The following is a 16,523-nucleotide window of genomic DNA, read 5'->3' as shown; positions in this document are numbered from 1 at the left end:
CTCCATTTTATCCAGCCGTTCTTATCGGCTACAGCCACCCACGCTTACGCATTTATACTGTGGGATTGGCTGTCTTACCCCAAAACGGCTGTTTTAGAACCAGGCCACTAAATATACACCTGAATAGGTGTATATTTCACGTTAGTTGCTAGGTGAGATGTAGTGATTCGTTGGATTCTAAAACACAAGTGCATTCTTATAGTTCCCGTAGTGGGTATGCAGAAAGCAAATTAAGCCCCTTGGGTCTCGCTAACAAAGCGAGATGGAAAATTAAAGAATAAATTAAAGTAGAAGTGTATGAAAATTGAGCTATGGGAAGGCGGCCTTCTATCCCACGAAGTAGAAGCCATTGAAGAAATTGAAAAGCACTTTGAAGAAAAGACTGTCAAAAAAGACTCTGTGCAACCTGCAAAGTTAGAATCAAAGAAACCTATGAAAGGTGAATCGCTTGCTGATCAGTTAAGTGGTTTGAAACCTAACACACCAAACAAAGTACCAGTAAAAGATAGCATGTTCCCTTGGAAGGGATATGCTGGCTTTCGTTTGGTTGAAAATGGTAAAGAAGGTGAATTTGATTTAGTGATTGTCACTCACTGCAATGTGATTATTGTTGAACTTAAAGACTGGAATCACGGCAAGGTAACTTGCCAGGGTAATAAGTGGTTTTTAGGCAATAAAGACATGGGGAAATCCCCTGTTGAAGTGACGCGGAATAAGAAATACCTTCTTGATCGAAAGCTTGATAAGTTCAAAGGAAAGTTTACTAATGGGGGGCGTAAACCTTTTATTCACTTTTTAGTGTTGATGACTGGTAATGCTGATTTTAGTAGCTTAAAAGAAGATCAAGCTGAGCATACAATGTCGCTTAGTGACTTCTTAAAACTTAAAAATGAACATGCCTTTAATAAGCTATTTAAACCGCACCCGGACTCCAAGGTTTTGAATCAAGACTTTCATATTTTTGATGCGCTGTTTGATAGAAATACCGTGCCTCCTAAGCAAGTAAGCGTTAATGGCTACACATCTAAAGAATTAATTTTTACTCATCCTGATGAAATTTATCAGGAATTCGAAGCCGTATCTGAAACCACCAGTAAAGATACAGCGCTTTTGCGCTTGTGGAATTTTAACAAGGTTGCAGGCAGTAAGGCTAAAACGCAAGACGGGCAGCATGAGATTGTATCCCGTGAGCGAGAAGTTTTAAGCTATATAAAAAACAATAACCTTGATCTATATAATCACTGTTTGAACTCACTGGTAGCTATCCAAAAAGAACAAGTATCAACTCAGTATTCAGAACTATATGAACTTAAACCTAACCATGTTCGTTTTAATGAGTTTGTCGGTAAGTTCGTGGGCGGTTTTGCTGAAGCGGATCGCATTAAGCTAGTCACTTTACTTATTAGTAAGTTTGCTAGCTTGCATGAAACCAAGGTCGCCCACCGTGATTTAGGAAATCACAGTATTTGGCTGTCACCCAGTAAAGATGTGGCCATATCCAGCTTTATATCAGCCTATCACCAGCCACAAGGTACGGTTGGGGATTTCAGGAACCTTTTGTCAGTATCTGGCAGTACCCCCTATGGCATGCAGGTCAATGACAAGACAACCCCTTATCAAATAGACGTATATTCACTGGCTGTCATGGCATGGCATGTTATCAATGCTAAGCAAATATCTCCTAAAGGTTTAGCGGTTTTTAATAACGAGGTTAAAAGCGAGAATCATTGGTATTCCAATGTTATTAAGAAGGGGTTGAGTCAAGGTTACAATAATGCTGTAGAGATGTTTGATGCTTTTAAGCAAGCCGAACCCAAAACAGAGATAAATTTGGATTTTGATGAGGCAGAGTTTGATGCTTACAAGCGATCTATCAAACTTTCTCGACAATACCCAGAAGATGATGGTGAGTTTTTAAAAGAAACAGATGAGAAGGAAGTTTATCTTTCTAACGGTAATTTGGTTAAAGCTTGGCTGAATGTTTCTGTAACAGACTGCAGCGCTCGTTTAGGTTATGACTTATTACACTTCTTACAGCGTGTAGCAAAACTTAAATCTATTGCGCCACCTTATTTACCGACTATTTTCGAATTTGGCCTCGCCACTAAGAGCTCTGAGTTATTCATTGTATCTGACTACATTGAAGGCCCTGCTTGGGGCGATATTGAACCAGATGAGAAAAACTTACCTCTGGTTCATAAATTGATTCAGGCGGTTGAGCATCTGCACACATTGCATATCCCTCATGGTGATCTTCACCCTGACAATGTGATTGTTAATGTGGAATCTGAAACCGTTACATTGATTGATATTCCCGATTTCTGCCTTGATGGGAGTGAAGTTAAAAACCACACTTATAGTCCAGACAATATTGACGGCTGTACCGCATATGAAAGAGATAATTTTGCAGTGATGCGAATGAGTGCTGAGTTGCTTGGCCTAGAGTGGGGCAAGCCAAGCGCGGATATGCAGGATATAAGCGATGTAATTCAGGTTGAGCTGAATGATGTTGAATACGGATTTAAGAGCTTAGAGCGCTTTAAAGATGCCTTTAATGGTAGTGATTCGGATATTGAATTTATTAATGTAACCCTTAGGCCAAAAAATGATGAGATCTTTACTACATTAGAAATATTTCCAGAAAATGGTTCGTTGTATGTTGATATTCAATCAAGCAATCAAAAAACCGATAATCTGATTGTGGAAATTTATGGCATTGGCGGTAGTGTTCGGTTCTTTTATGACAAATATGAGAAAGAATTAAAGTTTGGGTTGAAGCCCACCTCTAGAGCAGATGTTAGTCCGAAATATAGGGAAAAAAGTAAATTAGAGTTACCTTATGGATTAAGAATTCATTGTGATTATTCTCCAAATATTGACGCCCTAAACAGAGATTTACGTCAACGAGCTGAGTTTAGACGTGCCATTTCTCTTTTTGAATCAGTTGTAGCAGAAAATTCTCAGGTAGAAGCTAGCCCAGAGTCTGAAACAGCATCAACGAATGATCCAATTATTAAGCCTGTCGATATATCAACCCGTGATTTATGGCGTAACATTTTAAAAACAGAAACGGAATCATATCCATATATCGAGCTGGCTACTGAGGCTGAAGCCGTCCCTGACCATGATGATGAAGTTATCTTAAATCATGAATCTGAACATGACCCATTATCTAAATTTAATAGGAATGATGTGATTGAAGCGGTTCAACGCAAGGGGGACGATGAAAAGGTATTGGGGGTTGTTAACCTTAAAAAATCAGATCTAACTGAAGTACGTTTGCATAAAATAAGAAGTTCTGCAAAGCACCTTAAAGAGTCGGAAGAGCTATTCTTCAGAACCAAGCAAGATAAAGCGTCTTATGAAAAACGAAAAGGTGCGTTAGAAAAAATTCTGGCCAGTGAGTCAACCATACCTGACTTGGTTGATTACTTTGAGCCCACTTCTGATAGAGACCCTATTTCATATGAAATTACGGTGACAGACAGTGACTTTAAACGCTATGACCGTGAAGATGATAAAGGCAATTTGATAAGCTTAAATGAGCAACAAAGGTTGGCATTTCGGCAGTTACTTAGAACTGGCCCGGTATCTTTGTTACAAGGCCCTCCTGGCACGGGTAAAACAGAATTTATTGCAGCTTTTGTTCATTATTTAATTGAAAAACAAGGGGCTGAAAGAATTCTGTTAGTGAGCCAATCACATGAGGCTGTTAATACGGCAGCAGGACGAATTCGTAAACACTGCTTGCGATTAAACACCCCGTTAGACGTTGTGAGGTTTAGCAACAAAGAAAGTTCTGTATCTGATGGGTTAAAAGATGTTTATTCGCAGGCTTTGGTGGATGAGCGTCGGGCTCTATTTGTCGCCGAATCTAAAGAGCGTGTTTCTTCTTTAAGCCAGTCGTTAGGTCTTGATAAGGCATTTTTGAGTGAAGCGTGTGAGTTAGAGCTGCTAATCATTAGGCAAATAGATACGCTTCTCGGGTTTCAAAAGTCTATTGAAAAAGAAGGTACTCATGAAGATGATATTGAAGGATTGAAAAAACAATTTAAAGAACTGTTCTCAAATCTTAAGGATAGAATACAGAATCAATTTGAAGTTCAGCTTAAAGCGGATAATTTGGCTGGGATGTCATCGACATTATGGGCGGCTTTAGAGGCTGCTTATGCCATACAACCTAAAGAAAGTATGCGTGCAAAAGTACTTTGTAAAATTTCAAGAGATATGCTTGAGGTATTAGAGAGCGGGCGTGTTAACTATGATGAGTTCTTTGCACGTTCTAGGCAGTTAGTAACGGGCACTTGTGTGGGGATTGGCCAGCGCCACATTGGTATTGCAGAAAATCAATATGACTGGGTTATTATTGATGAAGCTGCCCGTTCCATCTCTAGTGAGTTAGCCATCGCCATGCAAGCTGGTAAGCGAATATTATTGGTCGGTGATCATCACCAACTACCGCCGTTATATACCATACCTCATAAAAAGGCCTTGGCAAAAAAACTGGGCGTATATTCAGATGAAGTCGATCTAGACGAATTAGTACAATCCGATTTTGAAAGAGCTTTTAAATCACATTATGGCAAATTGGCCGGTGCTAAATTACTTACCCAGTATCGAATGGTTGAGCCCATCGGTAACATGGTATCTGATTGCTTTTATCAAGGTGAACTTGTAACAGGATTTAGGGAAATACCAGATGTTTACCAGTCTCTGCCTAATGGCATAAAAGCTTATACAACCTGGTTAGATACAGCTGCGTTTGGTAAAAGAGCTAATCATGATAAAGATGGTAAAGGCAGCAGCATTGCCAATACCACGGAAGTTAATGTGATTATTAAGCTATTATCTGGAATTGCTCAGAAAGATGATCAAGTTGAGTCTTTAGCTTTACAAATGAATAAAGATAAAGGCGAATTGCCAATTGGTATTATTTGTATGTATGCCGAGCAAAAGAAACGTTTGCGTCGGAAAGTGGCAGAGCAGACCTGGAGTGAGCAGTTTAAATCATTGATACGTATTGATACTGTTGATAGCTATCAAGGTAAAGAGAATAGAATTGTTATTTTATCGATCACTCGTAGTGACACTCACCAAAGTCCAGGTTTTTTACGGTCGCCAAATCGTATTAATGTGGGTCTTTCACGGGCGATGGATAGGCTGGTAATAGTGGGCAATAGTGAAATGTGGAAAGGTAAAAACCAAGATTTGCCGCTGGGTAAAGTATTTGACTATATTGAGCAGAGAAGGTTAAAAGAACCAAGCAATTACAGTTTGATTAATGCGGAAAATTTCTAAGAGGTGAAAAAGTAAAATGAGCAACCTGAAAATCACTTTTAATGAAATTGACTTTATATTGCCAAGCTATCGTTACAATATTAAGTTTTCGTATGCCACCAAACAGGGGCTGCCCTTTATAAGGGAATATATCCTTAGACTAGCACAGCTAGGGGCTATCTCGCCAAATCATATTGCTCGCTATTTTGGATTAAATGAGCGAGAAACCAAAGAAGCAATCTCTGATTTAATAAAGAGAGAAGAGCTTAAGTACAACGATCGCGATCAAGTTTTCCTGACTGAAAAAAGCGAAGGATACTTTGAAACGTTAGGGAGTACTTTAAATGTAAGTGAGTTGCGCTCTACCGGCGCAACGCTAGGCTTTGAATTAACGTCCTTAACCTGTGTTTCTACGCAAAATAAACGTCTAGGAAGATTATGGACTCAGGGTTTTAAACTAGATGTGGCCAGTAGCAAAGTGGCTAACAGAGATCGACTGGTCTCTAAGGCCTTTCAAAGGCACTTCCAAGACCTAATTGAAGATGGCTACATGGATCATGTAAAAGATAAAGAAGGTGGTAAGCCAAATATTTATAAAGTGGAGTCGCTAAATCAAATTGGAAGTGAGCCCTATCGCATCAAATTAGCATTTGAAATGGATGTCGATGGTAAAGCGGTTGACACAAATGATATCGAGGGCCTTAAGGAATCTTCTGAAGCTTTGGAGTTGATCGCATCTGAGATTAATGCTCAATCTAGAAGAAATAACCATATAGAGATTCTAAGTGCCATAGAAACATTAAAAGACAGGAATACACAAAAGCTATTCAGTGCCAGTGCTTTTAAAGTTGATGAATTTATTCAGTTAAAAGCCGGAGAGGATGCCAATAAAGGAAGGTATATTCCATTTGTTGGAGGTTTATATAGTCCTGAAAATTGGCCAAAATTTTATGAATTATTTGAAAAAGAGAAGAAAGCTATTATCGCACAGCACCAAGATGGTGTGGTGGATATGAAGTGGTTAGTCCCAAGTAACCCGTTCTGGGGTAAAAGTGATCGTATCAATTCTTGTCTTACTGAGCTTGTGACTGGAAGTAAGACAAGCGGTAAGAGATCTAAAATAGTGTACGATTTTAAAGTCATGGTACCTCTATCAGGCGAATATACCCCTAGAGAAAAGAATGATTGGCTACATAATTTAGCGGATATTAAAAATAACCTGCATGGATATGTGGAGGGTTACCTAAACGGTGATGTAGAGGTTGTGTTGCTTGAAGATAGGCTTGTGGCTGTCACTTATTACTTGAGCTTACCTGACAGTTATCGTGTACCTGTGCCTATTGGCTTTATATCTACGGATAAAGGCGTTATTGGTTCAGTTGCACATTCGTTAAATGGATATTTGTCTGAGTTTTATGATGAAGATAAGAGAAAGAGCTTAGGCAGTTTTGGCAAATTATGATTTACACATATATAAACCAACATAATCCGATTAAGGCGCAACTAACAAGTTGCTGCACACGGATAAATTACTCGCTGCGCTCCTAATTTACCGGTGAGCGCGGCGTTAAATCCAGATAGGGGCTACCGGCTTTCAAATTAACATTTAAGAATAGTCGAAAGGGCGGTACTTCATACAGCCCCAAAAAAATGCTATTAAAGCGTTGTGTCGTAACGCGACGCATAACATGCATTTTATACGCACGCAACACGAAGCAACGCTGACCGATTTGATCGGGACGGGTTGGGCGGGTAACAAAAGCTGTCGGTCACTACATAATTTAAGTGTCTGCAATCGAAGTCATTGCAGGCGTTCATTTATCCCAAAAATGTTGCGCCTCAGAGTTCGTTGTTGGCCGACTGCGGCTGTCACCTAGTCTAACTCAGTCGTTCCAGCGAGCATTAACCCTCATTTGTTGGTGGCGAAATAGGTAATCGTGCTGGCGATGGACGATGAATTTGGGTGGATAAGCAAGATTCCGCAATCATTTTCGCAAACTCAAAATATGAGCAGTCGGTTGAAGCTGATCCAACCGAGTTTGTAAATCCGTCACTTTATCGCTCAACTCAAGAATTATCAGGTTTGCATCCGCAAGTAATCCGGCGGCAATATCCCGTTGTATTTTCAAAGCCTCCAATGCCTCTTTCGTGGTCCGATTTTTTTTTCGCTGCTTGATATTTTTTTGACGATCTGAAATTGGTTGATCAATTTGATGAGTATTAATCCACTCTTGAATTTCCAAAACCAGCAATGGGAAACGAGCTTTCTTCAGGGCACTCGGATCACAGCCCGCCTCTTTAGCTACATTGTTTTGACTAACTTTTGATCCTTTAGGCACTTCCTGCGGCACTCCGAGTTTCAAGCGCTCAAAAGCCTCACGAAAACGTTGTTCCGCACCTGAAGATAGATCAGATTTCATTTCTGATATAGGCAAAATAATTCTCCAATCCGCGCCGCTCTTGCTCAAGATGGCGATAGCGCGGTGTATCCACTGGCGTCGCCTCTATTTGCTTAATCACCCCCGCCAGCCGAATTTTGTTCTTTTCAGCATTAGTACGATCAAACAAAACATTCGCACACGGGGCTTTACCATCTCCACCAGCACAATCTCCAATCGAAGACACGCAGTCCCCATCGCAAGGCCCATTTTTCATACATGCACCCAGCGCCGTTAATCGGAAATTTAGCTCTTGTCGTCGTGCAGATTTTTCATAGTGCTGGGCATCACCCTCGCTAATAAGATTTACTGGTTGCCCGTTATTAGCTGGAGCAAGAAGCCCCGCCTTGTGATTATCACCATAAGGGCTAATAAAACGATCAGTATGCACTTCAGCCAATTGCCTTCCCATGACCTCGTATTGCGAATTGACTAGCAAAACACGCACAGCATCATTCAAACGAAGTGCTGTGTTGCCGCGCCCATAATAAAGTGGCATTAATCTGGTTTGATGCTTCATCTGAAATTGCATTGATGGATCGCTAATCAAGCCAGACGCAAACATATTTACCGCGCTTGTACGACGAAACTGATGCCATGCTATTGGCCATACAAAGCCAATCTTAAATTTCTCTGTATTGAGAGGACCCACGCTTTTTGCAATTTTAAGATCGTTCTCATTAATTGTGATCTGCTGAGCATCAAAGAGTAAAGGATTTACGCGGACAAGCTCACCCAAACTGCCTACACGAGCTTTGAGTCCAGATCGTTTAGCCGATTTCCTACCTCCCATCCATGGTTCAAATGGCACGGTTAATAACAGGGGATTATTCTCTTCTGCCCATCGCCCCACACTTGACAGTCTTATCTTTGCAATCGATTTTAGGGTGTTTATCGCGGGTTCAACACTTGGGCTAGTTACCCACAAAGCGCTATCGTCTGGATCCGTTTTAGTCGTTTCGGCCTGAATAAGGGGCACTCGACCGTACACTGGATCGTCGTACCATAATAGGCAATTCAAACGAACGCTTGCAGCCTCTTCGACACGCATCATCGTGAAAGCTACAATATTTGCAAGTGCCACGTTCTGAATCAACGATAAATAGGCTCCAAATTTTCTGATACCCGATTTTTCGTCAACTCTTCCAACCCAACGCTCAATTACCTCTTTTATCCCAAAGCGCTCTGCTGTATCAACAAAAGCCCCGAGATACACAAGTTCAGAATTTTTGCTTTTTCGAGCGGACTGAAATGGATTGTAATGTGTCTTTCCTGTACTCTCGCGATAAGCGATCACATTATTATTTACGTACGCACTTATGCAAAATTCAAAACAAGCTTCAATTTTTTCTTGATGCACAATGTAGTCATTAATGCACTCCGCAATTCGTAGAACCAAATAAGTCCAAATACGACTCGGAATGTACTCGGTTTGAAAACTATTATGAACCGGTTGCAAAACTTTCAAACGCATAATCCCAGCGGCATCAAGTAATTCAAAGCCTAGGAATTCACTTGCATCCCTTAAGCGATCTAATTCCGCAACAATTTGACTAAAAGTAGCTTTCGGCAGTTGTTGAGCAATTTCATCAATAACAGCTGGATAACGTGACAGATCAGAAGCAAGGATATTATTTTCACTACAAATAGAAATAATTTTTCTTAAGGGAATGGCAAAGTTACCCACAAGGGTGTGAACATTTATCGCTGCTCGAGGCCCCCATCCTCTCCAAGTTACCAACTGACGTAGAAGTTCAATATTAGCCAAATCGATAACATGCGAGCGCGAATTTAATTTAGGACCATCTCCAAAATGAAAATTTAAAGTTATTCCTGCCCAAGGATAAAAATGCCATATTGAATCGCCATAACAAGAAACAGGATTCCCATCCCGATCCTCAATACACACCCAATCTTTCGGTGGAGGCCAAGATGGTGGCCGAAAGGACATAGAGGGGGAGGATACTTCAGGTAATTCCATACACAAACCAAAATGGCTTAAGTTAACAGTCATACTTAAATTCCCTCCGCGCTTTTGATCAAATAATGCCAATGCGCATGAAACTCACCTTCTGCCAGTTTTTCATTTGCCTCTTCGACCCACGCCTTACGGTGGAGGTTTGAGTCGCTATACCACTTTAATTTCTTTGTCAGTACTTCGATGGCCAGTTCTATATGACATGCTGTATCAGCTTTACCCTTTAACATAGGCCGATAGTGCTGCAAAATTATTGTATTGAAGTAAAGCATACTGGCTGTTGCCCAAACATAATCGGCACTATCAATGTCACGGTAATGCTCACAAAATAGACATCCGACCGGATTTGAACAATCAGGCTTAGTTGCCTCAGGAGGTAAATCAGAAAAAGGGGTTGGCACGCCATCACAAACGCCCATAGTGGGACCAGGCATCGGACTTCCGGCCAATAGTGGGTCATTTTCTTGCCAAAATTGGATAATTTCAACCAAAGCGACTTGCAAACTAGGCTTCTCATAATCGCGAAGCAAAGTAGCCTTTGTATGTTGCGCCTGCTCAGCGGTAAGGTCAGGGTTAAGAGATTGACGTAACAACCAGTTGATACGTGTTTTTCTAAGTTGCTGGGGGCCAATAAATGGAACGCCTGAGGGTATACAGATTTTTTTCTTAAATTCCATAAAGTCAGGAGGTGTCGATTCGAGGGCTCCATGTATTCGAAAAAGCGGAAACAGTCGGTCGGAGCTATCACCAAAAACTTTATCTCTCCAAACCAAGTAATCTTGAAAGAGCGTTTTATACTCGGAATAAAACTCGAACAAGACCTCTCCCTTGCGCCGAGCCTTATAGGATCTCACTTCGTAACCATCTATCGTACTCTTGTAGCTAAATTCATCACGGAGTAGTGAGAAAGCCTGAGCAAGGTTCATTCCGGTTTGTGCGATAAATACCAGCAGCTCAGTAACTACTCGAAGGTTGGCAACCGGATGGCGAGTTCGTAATGTGCGATCAGCTTCCCTATTTGCTCGATCCTGCCGAACTTTTTCCGCATAGGATTTAGCCTTATAATCCGGTTGCAGGGCAATCACATTGATAGGATCTCTAGATTTAGACCAATGCTCCAACGTCTTACCGTCACGTAACTGGATCTTTATTGGTAAGGGACCAAAAATCGCGTCAAAAGACAAACTCTTAATAACATCAAGGCATATGTGTCCAAACGCAAATGAATCTGCGAGATTTTGCTTATCTGCTGCGATACCAACAGCACGTACCGCTCTCCTTTTTCGCCGAAGGCGAGTACTAACAATCAATGGCTGAGTTCGCTCCAAGACCAAATCAAGAATTCTCGATACTATAAGTCCAAGGTGATAAGCTGTAACATTCTTGATTTGCTTTAGCCTTTGACGATTCACCAAAAAATCACACCAATGGCGATAAGTATCCTCCACTAATTCAAGTGACAGTCCTTGAACACAATCCTCCGCCCAAGTAAAAAAGTTTTTCAAACATTTCAAATAGGTAATAATCGAATACTTTGATTCACCCCCAACAATTTTCGCAGTCAATTCTTCGTGAATTTTCATCACTAACGGCAAACGCTCATGCAGTGGCTGCCCCAACTGACCTGCTGCAATCATGCCAAATACTTTCCTCGAATTAATCTTTGCACCTGATTTGTAAAGCAAGGCTCGCAGATCTAAGGGGATCTCTAGCCGCCCGTATTTCAATGCCGGAAATGTAAGGTCAGGAATAAGCCCGTCAAGCATTTGCATCCCCCTTCAACCGAGTTTGAAGGCCAAGAAATGCTTCGGCGAAATTATTTGCAACCTCTATCTTTATTTGAGTATTTTTGATGAAGGTGATGTAGCCAAACGTAGTCGATTCATTCTTGTGGTGCATAGCCCGCTTCACGAATTCAATAGAAGCTTTAACCGAAGTTGCTGAGAGGCAGATAGACATAAGCCAAGTACCATAAGTGGCTCTTGTTTGGTGAAACTTAAAATTTTGAAGAAACCTCAACCCTGCAATCTGTCCAACTCTGCGAAAATGAACCATTTCTCGATCCACTGCGGCCACTTTATATGGTCTGTTAAATCGAGAAAGAAAAAGATATGACTTGTTTGCATTGTTTGCCCTGATTACTCGCTCCAAGTGACGACGGGAAGTCATGTAGGCTTTAAGAATAGTCATAAGCTGATCTGGGATCATCAAATCTCCAGACACATCAAATTTGCTAGCAATTCCAGTCCCAGGCCCTACAGGTATTATCCACATGCCCGAAACTTGAGAATCACGTATAGCTTCATTTAATGCTGACACTCGAAGAGTCGTAATGGTCCCTAGCCGGGCACCAGAAAAACATCCAATCAACAGCATCAAATACAATTCTTCTGAAGCAGACTCTTTTGCAAATTGCAACATTTCGACCATATGATCTTCACTTAGAGGTAGCAGTCCACCCTCTAATCGAATACCGGGACGACGGCGATTTGGAATAGATATGTCAGTGGTAATACGAGTCATGGTGCGCTCAAAACCCACAGCATCAAAATAAGGCAGCACTACTGACTTATCCCGCCACATTGGCGCATCTCGACTTATGAAATTTCGGCTAGCTGCATAGCGATAAAACCGAATTACCGCGTTCATACGTGCCGTAGTCGTCGATGGACTTAACTCTCTGCGATCACGTGCCTCCACAAGAAAACCACGAAACCGCACCAAAACACGATGTGCCTTGGTTTGAGGAAAATGCCGCCAATCAAGCTGCTCCTGTTCCAGCCAATTCGCATATTTGTGCAAGTGCTCCAGCAGACTATGAATAGTTTTGAGATTTACATCACGATTTCGCCCCATTTCGAGCGCCCAAAGATTGAGTTCTGACCATGGCTCTCCAGTCAACCAAAAAACTTGCGGAAGCCGCTCTACACTTTGAACTGAAGTATCGAAATCCCAATGAATAGAACGCTCACATATCACTGCGCGATGGGATTTGTAATGGATGTATTCAAGAGAGGCCATTAGTCAGTAACCTCATCAGATTGAATAGAAGTTAAGCTTTGTAGGGACGCAATCAAACAGCCCAAGTCAGGCAGTGAAGCAAATATGAATCTCAGGTGAAAAACAAGAGTAGAGGGACTGTAAAGAGTATAGGAATGATTATGAATTGCGGTTGTTGAATTCACGTCAACGAAATAAAACGTGCAAAGGGGAACTAACCGATTACAAACGTCACGGGCAAAGATTTTGCCAAGATGGGACCCAATTAAGCAATTGGGTCCACTGAAATTCAACTCTTGATTACACATGTGAATCCTTAGCCATCTTTGTACTTTTATTAAAGTACAAAAGAAGGAAATGTCCACACAATGTATTTAAATACTTAGTCGCCCATACCCGGTTTCACGCGCGTATCTAAGTATTCTTCATAGCCACCCAAGAAGTGATTAAAGGTGCCATCACCATTGAGTTCCAAAATTTGCGTTGCGAGTGACGATACAAATACGCGGTCATGCGAAACGAAAATCAACGTGCCTTTATACAAGTCCAAAGCCATATTGAGCGACTCAATTGATTCCATATCCATATGATTGGTTGGCTCGTCCATCACCAATACATTCGGCGTTTGTAAAATCAATTTGCCGTACAACATGCGGCCTTTTTCACCACCCGACAAGACTTTGACTGATTTTTTCACGTCATCGCCGCTAAATAGCAAGCGACCAAGAATACCGCGAATCACTTGCTCTTCAACACCGGTTTCAGCCCATTGGCGCATCCAGTCAAACAGCGTCATGTCTTCAGCGAAGTCTTCTTCGTGATCTTGAGCAAAATAGCCAACGTCGGCTTTTTCTGCCCATTTCACTGAACCAGCATCAGGTTTCAATGCGCCAACCAACATTTTCATCAATGTTGATTTACCGACACCGTTACCACCAATGACAGCGAGTTTATTGCCCGCTTCAAAGATCAAATTCAAACTTTGGATGAGCGGTTTGTCGAATGACTTCGACAAATTGGTCAATTCAAACGCTTGACGATGCAGTTTTTGCTTGTCGTCAACGTCAAAACGAATATACGGATTTTGACGGCTCGACGGTTTCACTTCGACCATACCGTCTTTAATCTTATCAGCCAGTTTCAAACGGCTGGTTGCTTGACGGCTTTTTGATTTATTTGCGGCAAAACGCTGGGCAAAAGCTTGCAACTCAGCAACGCGTTCTTTGGCCTTGCTGTTATCCGTCAGTGTGCGTTCACGCGCTTGCGTAGACGCCAACATGTAATCGTCGTACGTGCCTGGATAAATACGGATTTCACCATAATCAACGTCGGCAATATGCGTACACACTTGGTTCAAGAAGTGACGATCATGGGAAATAATAATCATCGTTGAATCACGCTGATTAAGCGTGTCTTCCAACCATTGAATGGTGTGAATATCCAAGTTATTGGTCGGCTCATCGAGCAGCAACACATCCGGATTTGAGAACAAAGCTTGTGCGAGCAATACGCGCAATTTCCAACCCGGCGCCACGTCTGACATCGGGCCGTTATGCAACTCAATTGGAATCCCTGCGCCCATCAACAAGGCGCCAGCGCGCGCTTCGGCAGTATAGCCATCGTACTCTGCTACTTTGCCTTCCAGCTCAGCCGCGAGCATATAGTCATCTTCAGTCGCTTCAAGATTGGCGTAAATCGCGTCACGCTGATGGATCGCCGCCCACAATTCGCCATGACCTTGCATCACCACGTCGATCACGCGCTGATCTTCAAAAGCAAATTGATCTTGCTTTAACTTACCCAAACGGACACCAGGATCGAGCGCCACATTACCTGCGGTTGGCTCTAAATCGCCACCGAGGATTTTCATAAAGGTCGATTTACCGCAGCCATTGGCGCCAATCAGACCGTAGCGATTTCCATCGCCAAATTTAACAGATACCTTTTCAAACAGTGGCTTAGCGCCAAACTGCATTGTGATGCCATTCGAACTAATCATTGTCTTTTACGCTTTCTCGCCAACATAACTATGCCAGCAAGGTGTAAGATGTGAGAGTCGCGCTTGAGTGAAAAAACCGCCCAAGGCTCTAAACAGTATATTTTAGCACAATGCTAAAAACTAAGATGACCGTCGAATCGACCCAATAAAAAGGGACGCCTTTTAGTGCCGTCCCCACAAAATAGTTACAAATACAACCACTTATATTTCACAGTGCTTGCGTAAATTCATCAAAAAAGTTTACCTTTACTGACATAAAAAATCAAAAATAGCTAAATTAGCCCGGAAGCCTATCATGTTCGATTTTAAAAGCCTCATTAACGCCTTGCTCGGAAAAAATAAAAACGAAGGGGTTTATGACCTAAAGTCTGCTACCGTCATGATGAATGAATTGCCCGAAAGTGACATATTGCAAGCTCAAATTGAAATCATCAAAGCATTACAACAAATTAATAGTAATCCACGCACCAATATCAAAGAACGCTTTAAAACCATTCCCTATTTAGATGAAAAAGCGCGTACGCTACAAAATCATTTAGTCGCCATTTACCAAGGAAAGCTACTTGACGACGATGCCAGCCCCAGTCAGGTATTGCCAAGTTTGCTCGCTTTTTGGAATGAAATGGGCGATGGCTATCGGCTCTGTATTAAACAAGCCAGCGCCAGTCTGCCACGCGGCCTCGAAAAAGAATTACCGTTATTTACATTGCGTGGCTTAATGTATTTTGCCGAGCAAGCGCGCTGGTCTTATTTGCGTTATCTCGAGTTAGATAGTCGAACTTGGCGCAATTTGAATCGCTTATATTTATTTGCCGAACAACAAGGTTTTGCAACTCAACCGCTACAACCCTACCCCAATGCAGAAATTACCGATATTCGTCGAGAATTCATTCAACTCTTAATGCTATCGTTGGCCGTGCCCGAAAAACTACAATCGGCACAAATTGAATTAGTCACACAGTGGCTCAAGCGCTGGGCCAGTCGTGTCGATCTTGAAGTGCAAATCAAACCCAATCGCCAGCTATTTGCCATAAATATTGCGGGCTCAACCCCACCCAAACGTCTTCGTCGCGACATGGTTGGTGAAAATTGGCGCTATTGGTTCACTGAAACCCTCACACTGCACATTAAAGATACCATTGAAAAACTACAGCAAGGCATCGATCCAATTGAGTTAGGTTTACCAGCAGAATCAGCACAAGTGGCTCATTTAGATTTGATGCAGCATCTCATCAATTTATGGTCACGCGACACCCCTACCCCCGTGCGCAAAGCTGAGCGCCATATTAGCCAAAAATCAATTCAAGTGACTCGTGGGTTAGATGATGTGATTGCTCGTTTAAGCGGCGCAGCCAATCTAACAGAAGCCGCCAGCTGGACATTAGATAATGAAAGTAGCACCGGCGTTGGCATCAACTATCAAACCAGCCGTGATGATCAATTGCAGGTGGGTGAGATTGTCGGGCTCGATGGTATAGGCCGAAATGCAGTATCCATCGGCATCGTTAGGCGCATCACCAAAAAGCGCGATGGGCAAGTCAACGCCGGAATTGAAACCATTTCGCAAACCCCCATTGTGGTTGAACTCACGCCACTATTGGGCAATCGTAGCTTTCTAGGTATTTACTCGCCAGAAAACGCCGCCATTCAACAGGCGCGTTTTTTAGTGATACCCCAAGCATTTTTTGCGGATAACCGAGAGTTTCGCTTAGCCGCACAAGGCAAAAGCTATCGCATTCGCCTCACTCCGGTGATTGAACACACGGCCAGCGCATCCTTGGCCAATTTCGCTGTTTTAGAAAAATTATAAATATTTTCAAAAAAAGCGAGA

8 protein-coding genes are annotated in these 16,523 nt (G+C 42.1%); 3 read left to right on the top strand and 5 right to left on the bottom strand.

Annotated features, from left to right (window positions below; genetic code table 11):
• The first annotated feature begins 297 nt into the window (after window positions 1–297).
• Window positions 298–5,298, top strand: coding sequence for an AAA domain-containing protein (locus tag HQN60_RS09005; RefSeq protein WP_173533332.1), 5,001 nt, complete (start codon window positions 298–300; stop codon window positions 5,296–5,298).
• Between the two features lie 16 nt (window positions 5,299–5,314).
• Window positions 5,315–6,739, top strand: a complete 1,425-nt coding sequence (locus HQN60_RS09000; protein WP_173533331.1) for a hypothetical protein — start codon at window positions 5,315–5,317, stop codon at window positions 6,737–6,739.
• Window positions 6,740–7,262: 523 nt separating this feature from the next.
• Here HQN60_RS09000 and HQN60_RS08995 read toward each other — a convergent pair.
• From HQN60_RS08995 to HQN60_RS08975, 5 genes are all read right to left on the bottom strand, one after another.
• A complete protein-coding gene (locus HQN60_RS08995) occupies window positions 7,263–7,712 on the bottom strand; it encodes a hypothetical protein (RefSeq protein WP_217390079.1) in 450 nt (149 codons plus the stop codon).
• The gene (locus tag HQN60_RS08990) at window positions 7,687–9,729 is read right to left on the bottom strand and encodes a hypothetical protein (RefSeq protein ID WP_173533330.1); all 2,043 of its coding nucleotides are present in this window, start codon (window positions 9,727–9,729) and stop codon (window positions 7,687–7,689) included. The genes HQN60_RS08995 and HQN60_RS08990 overlap by 26 nt, the downstream gene beginning before the upstream one ends.
• 2 nt (window positions 9,730–9,731) lie before the next feature.
• Window positions 9,732–11,459, bottom strand: coding sequence for a site-specific integrase (locus tag HQN60_RS08985; protein WP_173533329.1), 1,728 nt, complete (start codon window positions 11,457–11,459; stop codon window positions 9,732–9,734).
• Window positions 11,452–12,714 carry a tyrosine-type recombinase/integrase gene (locus tag HQN60_RS08980; RefSeq protein ID WP_173533328.1) on the bottom strand — a complete coding sequence of 421 codons (1,263 nt, stop codon included), beginning with the start codon at window positions 12,712–12,714 and terminating at the stop codon, window positions 11,452–11,454. Before HQN60_RS08980 ends, HQN60_RS08985 begins: the two co-directional genes overlap by 8 nt.
• A gap of 361 nt (window positions 12,715–13,075) precedes the next feature.
• Window positions 13,076–14,692, bottom strand: coding sequence for an ABC-F family ATPase (locus HQN60_RS08975; protein WP_173533327.1), 1,617 nt, complete (start codon window positions 14,690–14,692; stop codon window positions 13,076–13,078).
• A 295-nt stretch (window positions 14,693–14,987) separates the two neighbouring features.
• Between HQN60_RS08975 and HQN60_RS08970 the strand changes: the two genes are divergently transcribed.
• On the top strand, window positions 14,988–16,502 hold the full coding sequence (locus tag HQN60_RS08970; RefSeq protein WP_173533326.1) for a cyclic-di-GMP receptor FimW-related protein: 1,515 nt from the start codon (window positions 14,988–14,990) through the stop codon (window positions 16,500–16,502).
• Window positions 16,503–16,523: the final 21 nt, after the last annotated feature.

The organism is Deefgea piscis (assembly GCF_013284055.1).
GTDB lineage: Bacteria > Pseudomonadota > Gammaproteobacteria > Burkholderiales > Chitinibacteraceae > Deefgea > Deefgea piscis.
This window is presented reverse-complemented; position numbering and strand designations above follow the sequence as displayed.